Consider the following 14,509-nt stretch of genomic DNA (forward strand, 5'->3'; position numbering starts at 1 on the left):
GACGGAGTGTGGCCGGTTGCGATCGGGGTTTGAAGGAATTCCGACCGCTTAGACGATCCACGAACCGGGCCTCATCACCACGCGAGCCTCGTACTTCGCCGACGACCTCGACGACCACGAGGACGCCGACTGATCCCGAACGACCCTCCGGGTCAAAGTCGTTGCCGCCGTTGTCGGGGCGCCCGAGTGTACCCATGCCAGGGTGGGCGCGCATTGTAGGCATGGTGGTCTCGGGGCGGGGTCGGTTCGTTGTTCCTCGTCCACGATCGGTGCGTTCGGGCTATGTTCCGGCCGGAACGGCCCCGGGTGTCGGCGGGCCGCAGGATTGGGGGTTTCACCGTGGTGAACGCACGCACGTATCGACTGTGGGGGGTGTTGGCGTGCCGTGAGGACCTGCCGGAGGCGGCCTTCGCGTCGGTGGTGGAGGCGTTGACGGTGCCGTCCCGCGGTGCCGAACACACCGACCGATGGCGTCGGGATGCGTTGGGCGCGGCGCTTGCGGTGCTGTTCGCGCGGGTGCGCGAACCCGCGCTGCGCGCGGCCCTGATCCGCGCGGTGACCCGCGAGACGGTCGCGGACCACGTCCGGGAGAGCCGACTGGGCGTGGAGGATCTGCCGATAATCACCGCGGCCCATCGGGTATGGCCGGCCCTGGTCGTGGCGGTGGCCGGAGCCGGCCACGTACGCGTTGCCGCGAATCTCCTGGATGCCCTGAACGATTGGGACCTGGACTCGGTCGCGTCGTACTGGGACATCCGCCGCCGATCCGGTGAACCCGCGCGCCCGATGCCCGACGAACTGCTCGACGCGATCCTGCACCGAACCCTGGGCCCGTGCGCCCGGGCCCTGGCCGATCCCGGCGCGCCATCGTGCCCCATGGACTGGGCGCGGGCGACGGGACCGGGTTCCTGGCGTGAGGCGGCATTCGGCGGTTCCGCGTGGCGGGCGCTCCAAGGGTGTCCCGACCGATGGCCGGACCTGGTCGCCCACCCGTACCTGGGGCGGGCGGTGCGGCACGTCCTGCTCGCGCACGCCGACACCGAGGCCTTGGACGACGCCTTGCTCGAGGCATGCCTGCCCGTGCTGACCCTTCCCGAACTGGCCCGCCTGCCCCGGCCGTCGGTGACCCAGCGCGAGCGCCTGGGTGAGATCGCCGAACGCGTGCGGCGACACCCGCGTGTCCGGGGAATCGCCGCCGATGACGTGCACGTCGCCGTGTCGGAGTGCATGCGACGAGGACGCCTGTCGAGCGCGCGGATCCTGACCGACGACGCCGTCCCCCGCCTCGCCCGCGACCTCGCCGCAGTCGGTGACAACGCTCGTGACCTGGCGGTGTTGTGCGACCGCGTCGCCCGCCTGCCCCGCCCCACCGTCGTCGTCCGCGCCGAGGAGGGCCGCTACGGACCGGGACCGGAGCTGGGCTGGGACCAGGGCCGGCGCGTCGACGCCCTCGCCCACCTCGCGACCAACCCGAACACCCCGCGCGACGCCGTCGCCGCCGTCCTGGAGCACCTCCACCCCGCCGAACTACGCGCCCTCGCATGCGCCGACACCGCGCCCGCCTGGTTGCGCGCCGTCGCCCGCGAGCAGGCGCCCGGCGACGACACGACCGTGCGCCTGCTCACCGACGACGAACTCGACGCGCACCCCGACCCCGCCGCGGTCCTGGCGTCGTGGCTGGACCGCGTGGGCGACGACGACCACTTCCGCACGGTGCAGCACGCCGTGCGGCAGTCCCGCCACTGCACGCCGGAACTGCTGTTGCGACTGCCCGTCGACGACGCCCTGGGGCAAGGCGCCGCCGACACGACGGCCCCCTTGCTGATCGAGGTCTGCGGCACGGACCCCGCACGGTGGGCGGACCTGTCCACCGCCCTGGACCGACTCCCTCGTCGCGTCGCCCTCGGCACGTTCCTCGAATCCCTCGCCGTCCCATCAACCTCGACGTCCTCCCCTGAGCCGATTTCGTCGCGCGGCGGCTAAGGGGCGTTGCGGTGCGCTACCGGTTTGGGGGCTCGGTCACATAGTCCAGACGCCCGCGCCGAGCATGGACTTGATCTCGCCCGCCAGGCCGCCCTCGGGGTTGACCCGGAAGTCCAGGTTGTAGCGGGTGCGCATGCGCGCGCTCTCCAGGATCAGGTGCACCGGGTTGTCGCCGGGGTGCGAGGACAACACCCGCTTGATGTCCTTCACCAGCTTCTCGTTGACCTTGGTGGTGGGCAGCCGCAGGCATACCGGTGCCTTGCCGCCGTGTTCGGCCGAGCCGATGTCGAGCGGGACCAACTCCGAGCCGAACACGCTGAGCGCGCCGTCGCGTTCGTTGAGCCGACCCTTGATGCTGACCGCGACGTCCTCCTCGAGGGCGTGCGCGACGAGGGTGTACGACTGCGGGAAGAACAGCACCTCGATCTCGCCGTCGTGGTCGGCGAGGTTGATCATCGCCCACGGCGAGCCGCTCTTGTTCACCTTGCGCTGGATGCCGGTGATCAGCCCGGCGAGTTGCACGTTGCCCTCGGTCCGGCCGGAGTTCTTCAGCTCGGTGATCGAGGTGTCGCGGTGTCGGGACAGGATGTGCTCGGCGCCGTCGAGCGGGTGGGCGGAGACGTACAGACCGAGCATCTCGCGCTCGGTGGCCAGCTTGAGCTTGCGCGGCCACTCCTGGTCGGTGAGCGTGAAGTCGAGCCCGACGGCCGGCTCGTCCGCCGCCTCGTCGCCGCCGCCGAACAGGTCGTACTGGCCGGCGGCCTCCTGCTTCTTCAGCCCGACCACCGCGTCGAGCGCCTGCTCGTGCACATCGACCAGGGCCCGGCGGGTGTGCCCGAGCGCGTCGAACGACCCGGCCTTGACCAGGGATTCGACCGCGCGCTTGTTGCAGGCGGGCAGGCCGATCTTGGTCAGGAAGTCGGCGAAGGAGTTGAACTTCCCCTTGCTCGTGCGCGCGTCGACGATGTCGTTGATGACGTTGTCGCCCACGTTGCGAATCGCCCGCAGGCCGAACCGTACGTCGGACCCGACGGCGGTGAAGTCGGCCACCGACTCGTTGACGTCGGGGGAGAGCACCCGGATGCCGGCCGAGCGTGCGTCGGCCAGGTACATCCCCATCTTGTCCTTGTCGTCGCCCACCGAGGTGAGCAGCGCGGCCATGAACTCGGCGGGGAAGTTCGCCTTGAGGTAGGCGGTCTGGTACGACACCAGGCCGTACGCGGCGGAGTGCGACTTGTTGAACGCGTAGCCGCTGAACGGCAGCATGACGTCCCACAGCGCCCGGATCGCGTCGTCGGAGTACCGATTGGCGCGCATGCCCGCCTGGAAGCGGGCGAACGACTCCTCCAGGACCTCCTTCTTCTTCTTGCCCATTGCGCGGCGCAGGATGTCCGCCCCGCCGAGGCTGTAGCCGGCCAGTTCCCGTGCCACGGCCATGATCTGCTCCTGGTACACCAGAAGGTGATATGTCTCGCCGAGGAGCGGATCGAGGGCTTCCTTCAACTCCGGGTGGATGGGTGCGGGTTCCTGTTCCCCGTTTTTGCGGAGCGCGTAGTTGACGTGTGCGTTCGCCGCCATCGGGCCGGGGCGGTAGAGCGCGGAGACTGCGGAGATGTCGGCGAACTCGGTGGGACGCATCAGTTTGAGCAGAGCGCGCATCGGGCCGCCGTCGAGTTGGAACACGCCCAACGTGTCGCCGCGGGAGAGCAGTTCGTAGGTGAGGGGGTCGTCGAGCGGGATCTTCTCGATGTCGACGTCGATGCCCCGGTTGGCCTTGATGATCTTGATGGCGTGGTCGATGATGCCCAGGTTTCGCAGACCCAGGAAGTCCATCTTGACCAGGCCCATCGATTCGCACGACGGGTAGTCGAAGCCGGTGATGATCACGCCGTCCTTGTCCCGCCGGTGCAGCGGGATCAGGTCGATCAGCGGCGTGGAGGACAGGATCACCGCGGCGGCGTGTACACCGGTGCCCCGGGTCAGGCCCTCGATGCCGCGCGCGGTGTCGATCACCATCTTCACTTCGGGGTCGGACTCGTAGAGCGCGCGGATCTCGCCGGCCTCGGTGTAGCGCGGGTGGTCCTTGTCGAACATGCCCGCCAGGGGCATCGACTTGCCCATGATGTCCGGCGGGTAGGCCTTGGTGATCCGGTCGCCGGTGGCGAACGGGAAGCCCAGGATCCGGCTGGAGTCCTTGATCGCGGCCTTGGCCTTGATCGTGCCGAAGGTGTTGACCTGCGCGGTGTACGCGGACCCGTACTTCTCGGTGACGTAGCGCACCATCTCGTCGCGGCGACGGTCGTCGAAGTCGAGGTCCACGTCGGGAGGGCTGACCCGCTCGGGGTTGAGGAACCGCTCGAACAGCAGGTCGTGCTTGAGCGGACACAACTCGGTGATGCCGGTGAGATAGGCGACGATCGCGCCCGGTGCCGAACCTCGACCGGGTCCCAGCGGGATGCCGTTGTCCCGGGCGTATTGGCAGATGTCGGCGACCACCAGGAAGTAGGAGTCGAAACCCAGCGGGGTGATGACTGCGAGCTCGTGCTCCAGACGCGCGCGGACCTCGGGCGCCGGATCGTCGCCGTAGCGCCGGCGCAGGCCCTCCTCGCACCGCTTCCGCAACCAACTCGCCGGGCTCTCCCCGTCGGGCACCTCGAACCGCGGCATCCGGTCGACGTACGCGAAGACTTCGTCGTAGGGCTGGATGCGCTCGGCGATTGCGAGGGTGTTGTCGCACGACTTCGGCAGCTCGGCGAACAGCCAGCGCATCTCGTTCGGAGTCTTGATGTAGTAACCCGTCCCGTCCAGCCTGAACCGGTTGGGGTCGGCCTTGTTCTTGCCCACGCCCACGCACAGGAGCGAGTCGTGCGCGTCGGCCTGGTCCTCGGTGACGTAGTGCGAGTCGTTGGTGGCCAGGAGCGGGATGTTCAGCTCCTTGGCGATCCGCAGCAGGTCCTGACGGACGGTGCGCTCGATGTCGAGGCCGTGGTCCATCAGTTCGAGGAAGTAGTTCTCCTTGCCGAAGATGTCCTGGTAGGCCGAGGCCGCCTTGATCGCCTCGTCGTACTGACCCAGACGCAGACGGGTCTGCACCTCGCCGGACGGGCAGCCGGTGGTGGCGATGATGCCCTCGTGGTGCTCGGCGATCAACTCGCGGTCCATCCGGGGCTTCATGTAGAAGCCCTCGATCGACGCCAGGCTGGAGAGCCGGAACAGGTTGCGCAGGCCCTGCGCGCTCTCCGCCCACATCGTCATGTGAGTGAAACGACCACCGCCGGAGACGTCCTTGCCGCCCTCACCCTCGGCGCCGACCACCGTCCGGCGCCCACCGGGCGCCCAGAACTCGGGACGGCGAGCATGTCGCGTACCGGGCGCCACATACGCCTCGATGCCGATGATCGGCTTGATGCCGTGTTTCTTGGACGTGCCTTGGAACTCGTAGGCGCCGAACATGTTGCCGTGGTCGCTCATGGCCACCGCCGGCATGCCCTGACGGACGACCTCGGCGAACAGCTTGTCGTTCTTCGCCGCTCCGTCCAGCATCGAGTATTCGGTGTGGACATGCAGGTGAACGAACGAGTCGGACACGGCGGATCGGGCTCCTCGGATCGGCAGGCCGTCGCAGGAGCCACTCACCCTAACCCCGGCATCGGGATCAACCCATCGGTCGCCGACGGCGAACCGGGACCGTGCCGAGACGCCCCGGGGTGAACCGGGGTACCCCGGCGGACTCGCGTCGGGCGTGTCGGAGATCCCACGTCGGACGCCGATCGGACGGCCTCGCCCGATGGATGCTTCCCGCGTCGGCGTCGCGCACCGGGGCCGTTGCCATCGTCGGCTCCTTGCCGACGAGTCCGCGGGCGCTCATGTGGCGAGTGTGGGATGTACGTGTCCCGTCGGGGCCGCCCGAACATCTCGGCCGCAGCGGTGCCGGGTTCCGGTGCCAGGGATCCGGATACCGCCCCGCGGGAAGCCCACGAGTCCGACGCGGACCGAGCTCGCGGTGCGAAGGATGTACTTCTCGTCGACTTGCCGTGTGGTGTCGTCCGTTCACGCGAGCATCCGTGTTGCCGCGGAGGGCAGCCGGGTGTCCAGGGGCAGTTCGGTGGGCGGCACGTAAATGTCGTCGTCGGGCAGTACGCGGCGACCGGGTCCGCCAGCGCATCGCGGAGGCGCCCCGTGCAGCCATGTCGGTCGAGGTCGATGCGGGTGAGGACGATCAGAGCCCCCGCGCGGACGGCCGGGATCGGGTCGGTCGCGTACGCCGCGGCCAGCTCGGCGGCGCTCGGACGCCAGGACGGTGCGTCTGGACGTGCGCCTGCGCGACGGCACACCCCACGTCCGGTCGATGTACTACGTCGAGGAGGCCGTGTTCCGCGATCTGGCGCTGGACCTGTACCCGGGAACGGCCGCTTACGGCGCCGGGTACACGATCCGCGGACCCGGACGATCACCGACGAGATCAGCGTCCTGAGGGCACGCGCGACGCCGCCCCGCCCGCAGGGCCCACCTGCCGGGCCGCCCGCACCGGACAACGGGCCACGCCACACCCCGCCCGGCCGGCCCGCACCGTCTGCGTGACCCGGCGAAGGAGGAAGGCGATGTGGGGGACGCCGTCATCAGTGGCGGGGGAGGTGCTGCCGGGACGATCGGTCCGTGCGGCGCGCGACATCCCGCTTGATGCTCGCGACGAGCCCACACCCCGGCCGATCCGCAGCGTGCCGCGGCGACCGTTCTGCCGGGCGGAACTCGTGAGGTTGGAGGGCGGCCGGTGTTGGCCCGCCCCAGTGAGCCGAGCGGTACCGCAAGCAGTGCTTTCCGAGACGGGTGAGCTCAATCGGGGTAGCTGACGCCGGGGAGTCCCACTGCGTCGTAGAGGTGGTGCAGCCAGCCTCTGGCGAAGGCGTGCTCGATGCCGGCGGGATCGGCCGTGAGGCCTGCTTCGGCGGCCCAGGCGACGGCTCCGGCGACGGCGTGTTCGCGCCGGTAGTCGGTGGGGAGTGCGTCGGGGTAGTCGCTGAGGATGCATTCCTCGGTGAATACGCCGTCCCAGCGCAGGCCGGAGGGTGTGGCGGCTTCGCCGATCGCGCAGTCTTCGGCCATGACGTAGAAGGCCATCGCGGGGGCGCCGGTCGCGGCGACCACGGCGGTGATGTCGGCGGCGTCGCCGGGACGGGAATGCATCCAGATCTCCCGCCACGAGCCCCTGGGATAGTCGTCCAGGACGCCGTTGCCGAACGCGGTGACGGCAGGATGCCCGGCGAGCGTGTGGTCGCCTTTGGCGACGACGATGTAGCCCCAGTAGCCCATGGCGGGAACGTAGCGGCGCGAGGTGACAGAGGTTCGGCGGGCTGTGGAAACGGTGGTGTTGACCGGTGTCCCTCAGGATGCGCAGGCGGTCTCGGCGAGGTCGGCGGTGATGGGGTACGGCTCGGCCTGGACGTGCGCGGGGTGGGGGTCGCGCAGGTGATTCACGACCTCGTCGAGTTGACCGACGACGGTCGCGCATCAATGCTCCGATCGGAACGCGTGCCCCGGGACGGCGATCAACCCGCCGCCCGGGGCTCCTGCTGTAACGAGCCGAAACGCTACAACCCAACTTCGCGAAACATTCGCCGCATCCTCGCGATGCACGTGCACCTGCGCCGGCACCGAATACGAGACCAGCGTCGCGAAGGGCTGGAAAGTGCGACTAATGCGCCAGGTCGGCGACAAAGCGAAAGACGACGCTCGCGCGACGTGCGTGAATCATCAATCCGTGATCGATACGGGTGCGAAAACGCCGGATTGATGTCGACGCGCGGGGGCTCGGCGGTCGAACGCTGGCACGCATATAGCACCCGGATTTCCTCAAAAAATGAGCGTGCACGGGCGCTTCGGCCCACGCGACCGGACCCCCTTCCACCCGTCCCATGCGGGCGGGTGACCGGTCGGGACGCCGCCACCCGGCGGACGAGCCACGCGACGATAGGTTTGTCTGGTGACCGTCGAACGCCTGCGCCACCTGTCCCATCGCGAATACTCCGATGTCTGGGACCGTTTCGATGCCCGGTTCGCGTTCAGGGCCAGTGTGTACGAGTTCCCGGGGATTGCGGAGCCCTCGTCGTCGATCACATCGAGCCTGGACCCGTTGCACGACGACCCCGGCGACCGGAACCTCGACCGCCTGGTCGACGTCGTCCAGGACGGGCTCGCCGACCGCTGCGAGCCGGGGGAGTCGCGCTGTGGATTCTGGACTGGCAGCACACCTGTTACCGTCTCCGCCCGGACGTCCCGGAGACCGACATGTTCCTGCCGCGCGTACTCGAAGGGCGCTCGCGCGAGGGCTGGCCGTTCGGCCTGTACCCCGATGGCGACTACCACATCTTCCTCGCGCAGGACCTGCGATTCGGCACCTTCGGCCACCCCTGGGAACACACCCTCTGCGTATTCGGCGCGGAACTCCTGAACGTGATTGAACAGGACATACACCACATCCTGGGACGACCCCTGCGTCGGGACGGGGCACCCCCGACCTGACCCCCCGCAGCGGCGATCACGTTCTCCGGTGGTTCCGGCCGCCTCCCTCGAGATCCCGGGACCTCGCATATTGGCCCGCCGACCGGCCGGCGGCACACAACGAACCTCATACCACTCCTCGACCGCGCCTGCCATCCCTCGTCCACCGAGCGTCCCAGTGGACACCGGTGCCAGCCGAACCCACAGCCCACGCACCCCGGTTCCATCTGCGTTTGACGCGCCGGCACCGCGGTCCCGCAACGGCGGTGATACGAGGGTGATTTCTACCGGTGTCGCGAAACTCGACGGCGGTCAGAGAACCGGTTCGGTGGTCCCGGGGCGTAGTCGCCGGCCGGTGGGGGTGAAGGTGAACGACTCTCGAAAGGGGGCGTCGTCGCAGCGCACCGCGAGCAGGAGGGGTTCCGTGTGGTCGGGTGGCCACGATGACGCGGTTCCCGGGGCGCTGCCGTTCCACAGATGGAAGACCACCGGGGGTTCCCCGGGGTCTGCGCTCACGTAGCCGAGTGCCTTGCCGTACAGCGGGTTGGTCCCGCCGAACAGTACGGACGGGGTGCCGAACTCGGTGACGACGTCCGCCCACACGCGATCTCGCGACGCCCAGCGGCGCGCCGTGCCGCGCAGCACGTCGTACTCGTCCGTCGTGAGGACGCGGTCGGGGTGGAGCCAGCCACGACGGTGCGCGAACTCGGCGTAGACCGAGGCCACGGAGTCCGAACGGCAGTTCCTCGGCAAGAGGTCGCTGAAGGCCCCCGCGATTCCCCGCGAGGTCCAAGCCCCGCGTTCCTCCCAATGGCGCTGCTGTCCGATCCATGCGTCGGGTCGCCCCTGCGCGAACAGCAGATGGTCCACCACAAGCCGCAACGCCACTTCGTCCCCGTACATACCGGGACGGCGAAGGATCAGGTTCACCTGGTCCTTGAGATAGGCGCGTATCTCATCGCCGTTCGCGAGCACGCTGGTGGTCTGCATTCCACGATTCTCACCCATGCGGTCAGCGCCCGCGCCCCTCGAGCGCAAGCTATAACTCAAGGTCAGCGCGTGGAATTTTCAACGCGCGGTCTTGACGGGGAACTGCACTGAGTCGCCCGCCGCGTGGGGCCGTTGTACGCGGTGAACCAAAAGCAGGCGTTCGACTGCCGGGACCTGCTGTTCGACCTGGCCGTCGCCGCCTTCTGCCGGGTTCAAGCCGACAGGAGGTCGTACAGCTCGCGCACCGCGGGCTCGGGGTGGTGTCGGGCGGGGATGGAGCGGTACAGGTCGAGGGCGCGGTGGTGGACGAGTCCGGTGCGGTAGGCGGCAGGGAGGTCGACAAGGACGGTGGTGGCGCGGCGGCATGCCTGTTCGGTGTCGCCGTCGTGGTGGTCGCAGGCGGCGGCGTCGAGGGTCAGCAGGGAGCGGGTCATGGTGCTGGTCTGTGCGGACAGCTCCAGGCCGCGTTGTTGGCTTTCGCGGGCGCGGCGGGTGTCGCCGAGCGCGGTGAGCGCGTGGGACAGGTGCACGTGGTGTTTTCCGTGGGTCAGCCACGTGTCCGCGCGGGCGCCGGCTGGGAGGCGTTCCATCAGGGCGTCGGCGTCCGCGACCGCCCGGCGGGCCTGTTCGCGTTGGTGGGCCAGGGCGTGTGCGCGGGCGGTGACGGCTGCGGCCAGGGTCGCCGCCGGGGTGGCTCGGTTCCCGGCGGCTCGTCGGGCCTGCTCGGCGAGGGCGGCCGCGGCTCGGGGGGCACCGTAGTTGAGCGGAACCATCGCCTCGCGCGCGAGGGTCCACGCGAGGAGGTCGTCGTCGCGGGACTCGCGCGCGGCTGTGGACGCGGTGGCGAACCAGGCGCGGGCGTCGGTGCGGGCGCCGAGGTCGTGCAGCACGATCGCGACCATGCCGGCCATCTGCCCGGCGGTGCGGCACACCCGGATGCGGGCGGCCACCGGCTGCGGGGCGTCGAGCAGCGGCCGCAGCCGGGCGAAGTCCCCGGCGAGGTTGGCCAGGACGCGGTTCGGGGCCTGGCCGCGGTAGCCGTAGCCGTACGTCTCGGCGGCCGCCTCCAAGTCGCGGAGTACGGCCGAGGCTGCGTCGGCGGCGAGAGCCGGGTCGAGCGAGGCGCCGAATGCGGTTGCGGTGAGGCCGGTGGCGAGTGCGCCGCGAAGGAGGTGGCGGCGGTTCACGGTGTCGTCTCCATGATCGGACTCCGATGGGGGCGTGGGGGAGCGTGTGTTCCCAGGGTCGCGCAGGGAACCCGGCAAGGGCGCGGTATTCCGCAGGACTTCCGCAACGGGTGCCATCGTCATCGTCGCCCCACCTCGTGTGATCTCCGAAAGCGCGGTGATCGTCGTGGAGGTCGGCGCCCCGCATGCGCCGGTCGACAGCCTTCTTCTACGCGGGGATTGCCCGTTCGAGGGCGAGGAGGACGTTTCTGACGTCGGTGGTGCGGTGTCGGTGTGCGTCGAGGGCGGTGTGGAGGCGGCGCAGGAGGTCGACGCAGTGGACGGAGGTGATGCCGGGGGTGAGGTCGACGGTGGCGCGTGCGGCCCGGACGGCCTGGTCGAGGTCGCTGCGGGCGGCGTGGGCCAGGGCTTGGAGGGCGCCGTGGCGCAGTGCGGAGCGTTCGTGTCCGATGGGGTGTTCGACGCGTCCGGCGAGCAGGGCCCCGGCTCGCGGCAGGACTGCGGGTTGGTGGTGTGGGGCGACGTCGCCGAGCAGGACCAGGGCGCGGCCGGCGATCGCGTCGAGTTCGATGGTGTCGACGTAGGACGTCCATTGCGGACGCGGGGTGTCCGGCGGGGTGTCGGCAACAGCCGCCAAGCCGCTCTCGCGGGCGCGTTGGTATCCGCTGAGGTCACCGGCGCCGGCGTGGGCGAGGCAGGCACGGGTGTGGATCAGGGCCCGGACCGGGGCGGCTGCCTGACGGGCTTCCTGCTGTGCGAGCCAGGACAGTTGCAGCGCCTCGGAGTGTTTCGCGCACACGGTGGCCTGGTTGCTCATCAACGCGAGGATGCTCGCCGCGAGGGTGGCGTCGCCGGCGGTGCGGGCGGCGCGTAGTCCGGAGAGGTACCAGCGTTGGGCGGTGCCTTCGCGGGCCTGTTCGTGGGCCATGAACCCTGCGGTCTGGGCGAGTTGCGCCAGCGCGGCGAACAATCGCCGTTCGGCCGCGGCGCCGTGTCGAGTGGGACCGCGGAGCAGACGGGCCACGACGGTGAACTGTTCGCCGACGAAGGCCGCGCCTAGGGATCCGTGGCGGTCGTCGAGCGTACGGGCCTTGGCGACGATGTCGTCGACGAGGTCGAGGACGGGGTCGGTGTCCCACGGCTCGGAACCGGAGGCGTGGTCGGGTGTCATCGCGAGGGCGTGGCGCGAGCTGCCGATGAGACCGGGCCCCCACACGCTGACGAATGCCCGACGCGTGATCATCGACCATTCCTCCAGGAGTCGCCGGGTGCCGTCGTGGCCCCACGGTACGTCCAACCCGGAATCGGCCGGAACGGCCTGGCACAGGTGGGTGTGCGCGCGGGGCCAGACGTCCTCGAACTCCAGGGTCCGCCCGGTGGCCCGGGCGAGCAGGTCGACCACGATGTCGGCGACCGGGGCGTGCGGGGTCTGACCGCGGCGCACCCACGCGAAAGGCGTCTTCAGATGCAGGGTGCGCGCGTGGGGTGTGCGCGCGAGGACGAGGTTCACCCGGTGGGCGAGGGCCTCCGGCGTCCAACCCGCCGCGTGCATCAGCAGGCGTAGGCGTTCGTTGGGTTCGCGGCCCGCGGACGGTGCCATGCCGTGTGCTCCTCCCGCTCGGCCCCTGCCCCGGCGGCGGGGTGTGTCCGCAATCTAGTCGCGTGCGGCGACACGCGGACCGAAGGACACCAAGGACACCGCGCGTCCTCGTCGACACCAAGGACACCGCCGCGACCGGTGCCGCGCCCTGGGGAGCAGCCCGCAGGATGCCCGATGAGCCCGCGAACCCCGAACGGCCAGGGGACCCGGGGTGATCACGAGAGGGTCATGACCTTGGATACGGCTGTGGAACCCGACCGCATCACGGTTCGCCCGGTGGGTGGACACATCGGCGCCGACGTCACCGACGTCGACCTGAACGACGACCTCGACGACCGCACGATCGCCGCGTTGTGGGCGGCGGTCCTGGAGCACAAGGTGGTGTTCCTGCGCGGGCAGGACATCGACCACGCGCGACACGTCGCGTTCGCCCGCCGGTTCGGCGACCTCACCCGCAGGCAACCCCCGCACCAGGGCATCGCCCCGGACGGGTACCCCGAGATCCTGACAGTGGACCCCAAGGTCGAGGACGAGCGCTACGGCACCGACTTCGAGGAGCGTTACCGCAGGCGGTGGACGAACTACCACGCCGGATGGCACACCGACCTGACGCCCGCGGTGAACCCGCCGAAGGCCGGAATCCTGCGCGCGACGGCCGCCACCTCCCACGGCGGCGACACCCAGTGGACGAATCTGGCCGCCGCCTACGCCGGACTCTCGCCCGCGCTGCGCGCGTTGGCCGACCGGCTGCGCACCGAGCACGCGTTCTTCGCCGGCTGCCTGATGCTGCAGCACGACGAACTGGACCGGCAGGTGCTGGCCAAGAACAACGACCACCCGCTGGTGGCCGTGCACCCGGCGGTGCGCGTGCACCCGGAGACCGGGGAGCGGATCCTGTTCGTCAACCCCGCCTCCACGATGCGGATCGTGGGCCTGACGCCCTCGGAGAGCGACCACCTCCTCGCCCTGTTCTTCGAGGAGATCACCCGCAGCGAGTACACGGTGCGGTTGCGCTGGGAACCGGGGACCGTCGCGTTCTGGGACAACCGGGCCACCGCGCACCTCAGCGGCGGCGATTTCGCGATCACCGGCGAGCGCCGCACCCTGCACCGCGTCACCCTGCTGGGGGACCGGCCCGTCGGCCCCGACGGATACGAGTCTCAACTCGTCGCCGGCGAGCCCTTCACCGCCCTTCCCGTCTCCACCCGGGGGGCCACGCGATGACCATCACCACGACCACGACCGGCACCCCAGAGCTGCGAGTGCGTCCCGTCGCCGGATACATCGGCGCCGACGTCGACGGCGTCGACCTCGCCGCCGACCTCGCCCCAGCAACGATCGCCGCCCTGCGCACGGCCCTGCTGGCGCACAAGGTGCTGTTCTTTCGCGACCAGCACCTCGGGCACGCCGAACACGTCGCGTTCGCTGGCCGCTTCGGCCCACTGATCGAACGCCCCCGCCCCCAGAACGGCAACGGCCTCGAGGCGTACCCGCAGGTGTGGACCATCAGCCCGCAGGCCGACGTCGACCGCTACGGCTTCGACCACGAGGAGCTGTACCGGTCGCGCCGCCGGAGCGGGATCTGCGGCTGGCACACCGACCTGACCACCGCGGCCAACCCGCCCGCGCTGTCGGTCCTGCGCGCGGAGACCGTGCCCGACCGGGGCGGCGACACCCACTGGGTCAACCTCGTCACCGCCCACGACCACCTCTCCGACGAACTCAAGGCGTTCGCCGCCAGGTTGCGCGCCGAGCACACCTTCTTCGCCGGCTACCACATGTTCCCCGAGGACCCCCGCGACCGCTCGATCCTCGAGTTGGTGAACAAGGATCCGCAGGCGGCGATCCACCCCGTGGTGCGCGTGCACCCCGAGACCGGCGAACACGTCCTGTTCGTCAACCCGGCGCGCGTCAACCGGATCATCGGCCTGTCCCCGGCCGAGAGCCGCCACGTCCTGGACCTGCTGTTCGCCCAGGCCACCCGCCCCGAATACACCGTCCGCCTGCGGTGGGAGTCGGGCACCGTCGCCATGTGGGACAACCGCGCCACCGCCCACCAGGGCCCCGGCGACCTCGCCCACATCGGGCAGCCGCGCGTCATGCACCGGGTCACCGTCCTGGGGGAGCGGCCCACCGGACCCGACGGCTTCGTCTCCACCGCCGTGACCGGAAACCCCTTCCACGCCACCGACGCGTAACCCCCCCGGGCGGTGACCTCCCATCCCCGCGCCGGGGCCGCCGCCCGACGCCG

10 protein-coding genes and 1 pseudogene are annotated in these 14,509 nt (G+C 70.2%); 6 read left to right on the top strand and 5 right to left on the bottom strand.

Translation table 11 applies throughout. The features are described from left to right. Positions 1-342: 342 nt before the first annotated feature. A complete protein-coding gene (locus tag B4N89_RS45400; RefSeq protein ID WP_143658379.1) occupies positions 343-1,983 on the top strand; it encodes a hypothetical protein in 1,641 nt (546 codons plus the stop codon). A 36-nt stretch (positions 1,984-2,019) separates the two neighbouring features. Here B4N89_RS45400 and dnaE read toward each other — a convergent pair whose 3' ends face one another. Then, positions 2,020-5,571, bottom strand: a complete 3,552-nt coding sequence (gene dnaE / locus B4N89_RS45405) for a DNA polymerase III subunit alpha (protein WP_078982728.1) — start codon at positions 5,569-5,571, stop codon at positions 2,020-2,022. Positions 5,572-6,283: 712 nt separating this feature from the next. Here dnaE and B4N89_RS50425 point away from each other — a divergent pair. After that, the gene (locus tag B4N89_RS50425; RefSeq protein ID WP_161501052.1) at positions 6,284-6,457 is read left to right on the top strand and encodes a hypothetical protein; all 174 of its coding nucleotides are present in this window, start codon (positions 6,284-6,286) and stop codon (positions 6,455-6,457) included. Positions 6,458-6,816: 359 nt separating this feature from the next. On the opposite strand, the gene B4N89_RS45410 is transcribed toward B4N89_RS50425, so the two are convergent. Continuing rightward, positions 6,817-7,293, bottom strand: coding sequence for a hypothetical protein (locus tag B4N89_RS45410; protein WP_078982567.1), 477 nt, complete (start codon positions 7,291-7,293; stop codon positions 6,817-6,819). A 670-nt stretch (positions 7,294-7,963) separates the two neighbouring features. Between B4N89_RS45410 and B4N89_RS53645 the strand changes: the two are divergent. Next, positions 7,964-8,185, top strand: a pseudogene (locus tag B4N89_RS53645) (DUF2716 domain-containing protein); the annotation flags it as partial. A 26-nt stretch (positions 8,186-8,211) separates the two neighbouring features. Beyond that, complete coding sequence (locus tag B4N89_RS53650) at positions 8,212-8,502, top strand: DUF2716 domain-containing protein (RefSeq protein WP_414646490.1); 291 nt, start codon at positions 8,212-8,214, stop codon at positions 8,500-8,502. Positions 8,503-8,793: 291 nt separating this feature from the next. On the opposite strand, the gene B4N89_RS45420 is transcribed toward B4N89_RS53650, so the two are convergent. The 3 genes from B4N89_RS45420 to B4N89_RS45430 all read right to left on the bottom strand — a co-directional run bounded on the left by B4N89_RS45420 (position 8,794) and on the right by B4N89_RS45430 (position 12,258). Then, a complete protein-coding gene (locus B4N89_RS45420; RefSeq protein WP_078982568.1) occupies positions 8,794-9,471 on the bottom strand; it encodes a hypothetical protein in 678 nt (225 codons plus the stop codon). Positions 9,472-9,683: 212 nt separating this feature from the next. Next, positions 9,684-10,658: a hypothetical protein gene (locus tag B4N89_RS45425; RefSeq protein ID WP_078982569.1), complete on the bottom strand. Its 975-nt coding sequence runs from the start codon at positions 10,656-10,658 to the stop codon at positions 9,684-9,686. Between the two features lie 208 nt (positions 10,659-10,866). Beyond that, the gene (locus tag B4N89_RS45430) at positions 10,867-12,258 is read right to left on the bottom strand and encodes a hypothetical protein (protein ID WP_078982571.1); all 1,392 of its coding nucleotides are present in this window, start codon (positions 12,256-12,258) and stop codon (positions 10,867-10,869) included. 228 nt (positions 12,259-12,486) lie between these two features. On the opposite strand from B4N89_RS45430, the gene B4N89_RS45435 reads away from it, so the two are divergent. Beyond that, entirely contained in the window at positions 12,487-13,482 is a 996-nt protein-coding gene (locus B4N89_RS45435) for a TauD/TfdA dioxygenase family protein (protein ID WP_078982572.1), read from the top strand. After that, positions 13,479-14,456, top strand: a complete 978-nt coding sequence (locus tag B4N89_RS45440; RefSeq protein ID WP_078982573.1) for a TauD/TfdA dioxygenase family protein — start codon at positions 13,479-13,481, stop codon at positions 14,454-14,456. Before B4N89_RS45435 ends, B4N89_RS45440 begins: the two co-directional genes overlap by 4 nt. Positions 14,457-14,509 lie beyond the last annotated feature (53 nt).

It is taken from the genome of Embleya scabrispora, assembly GCF_002024165.1.
In the GTDB taxonomy this organism is placed as follows: Bacteria; Actinomycetota; Actinomycetes; order Streptomycetales; family Streptomycetaceae; genus Embleya; species Embleya scabrispora_A.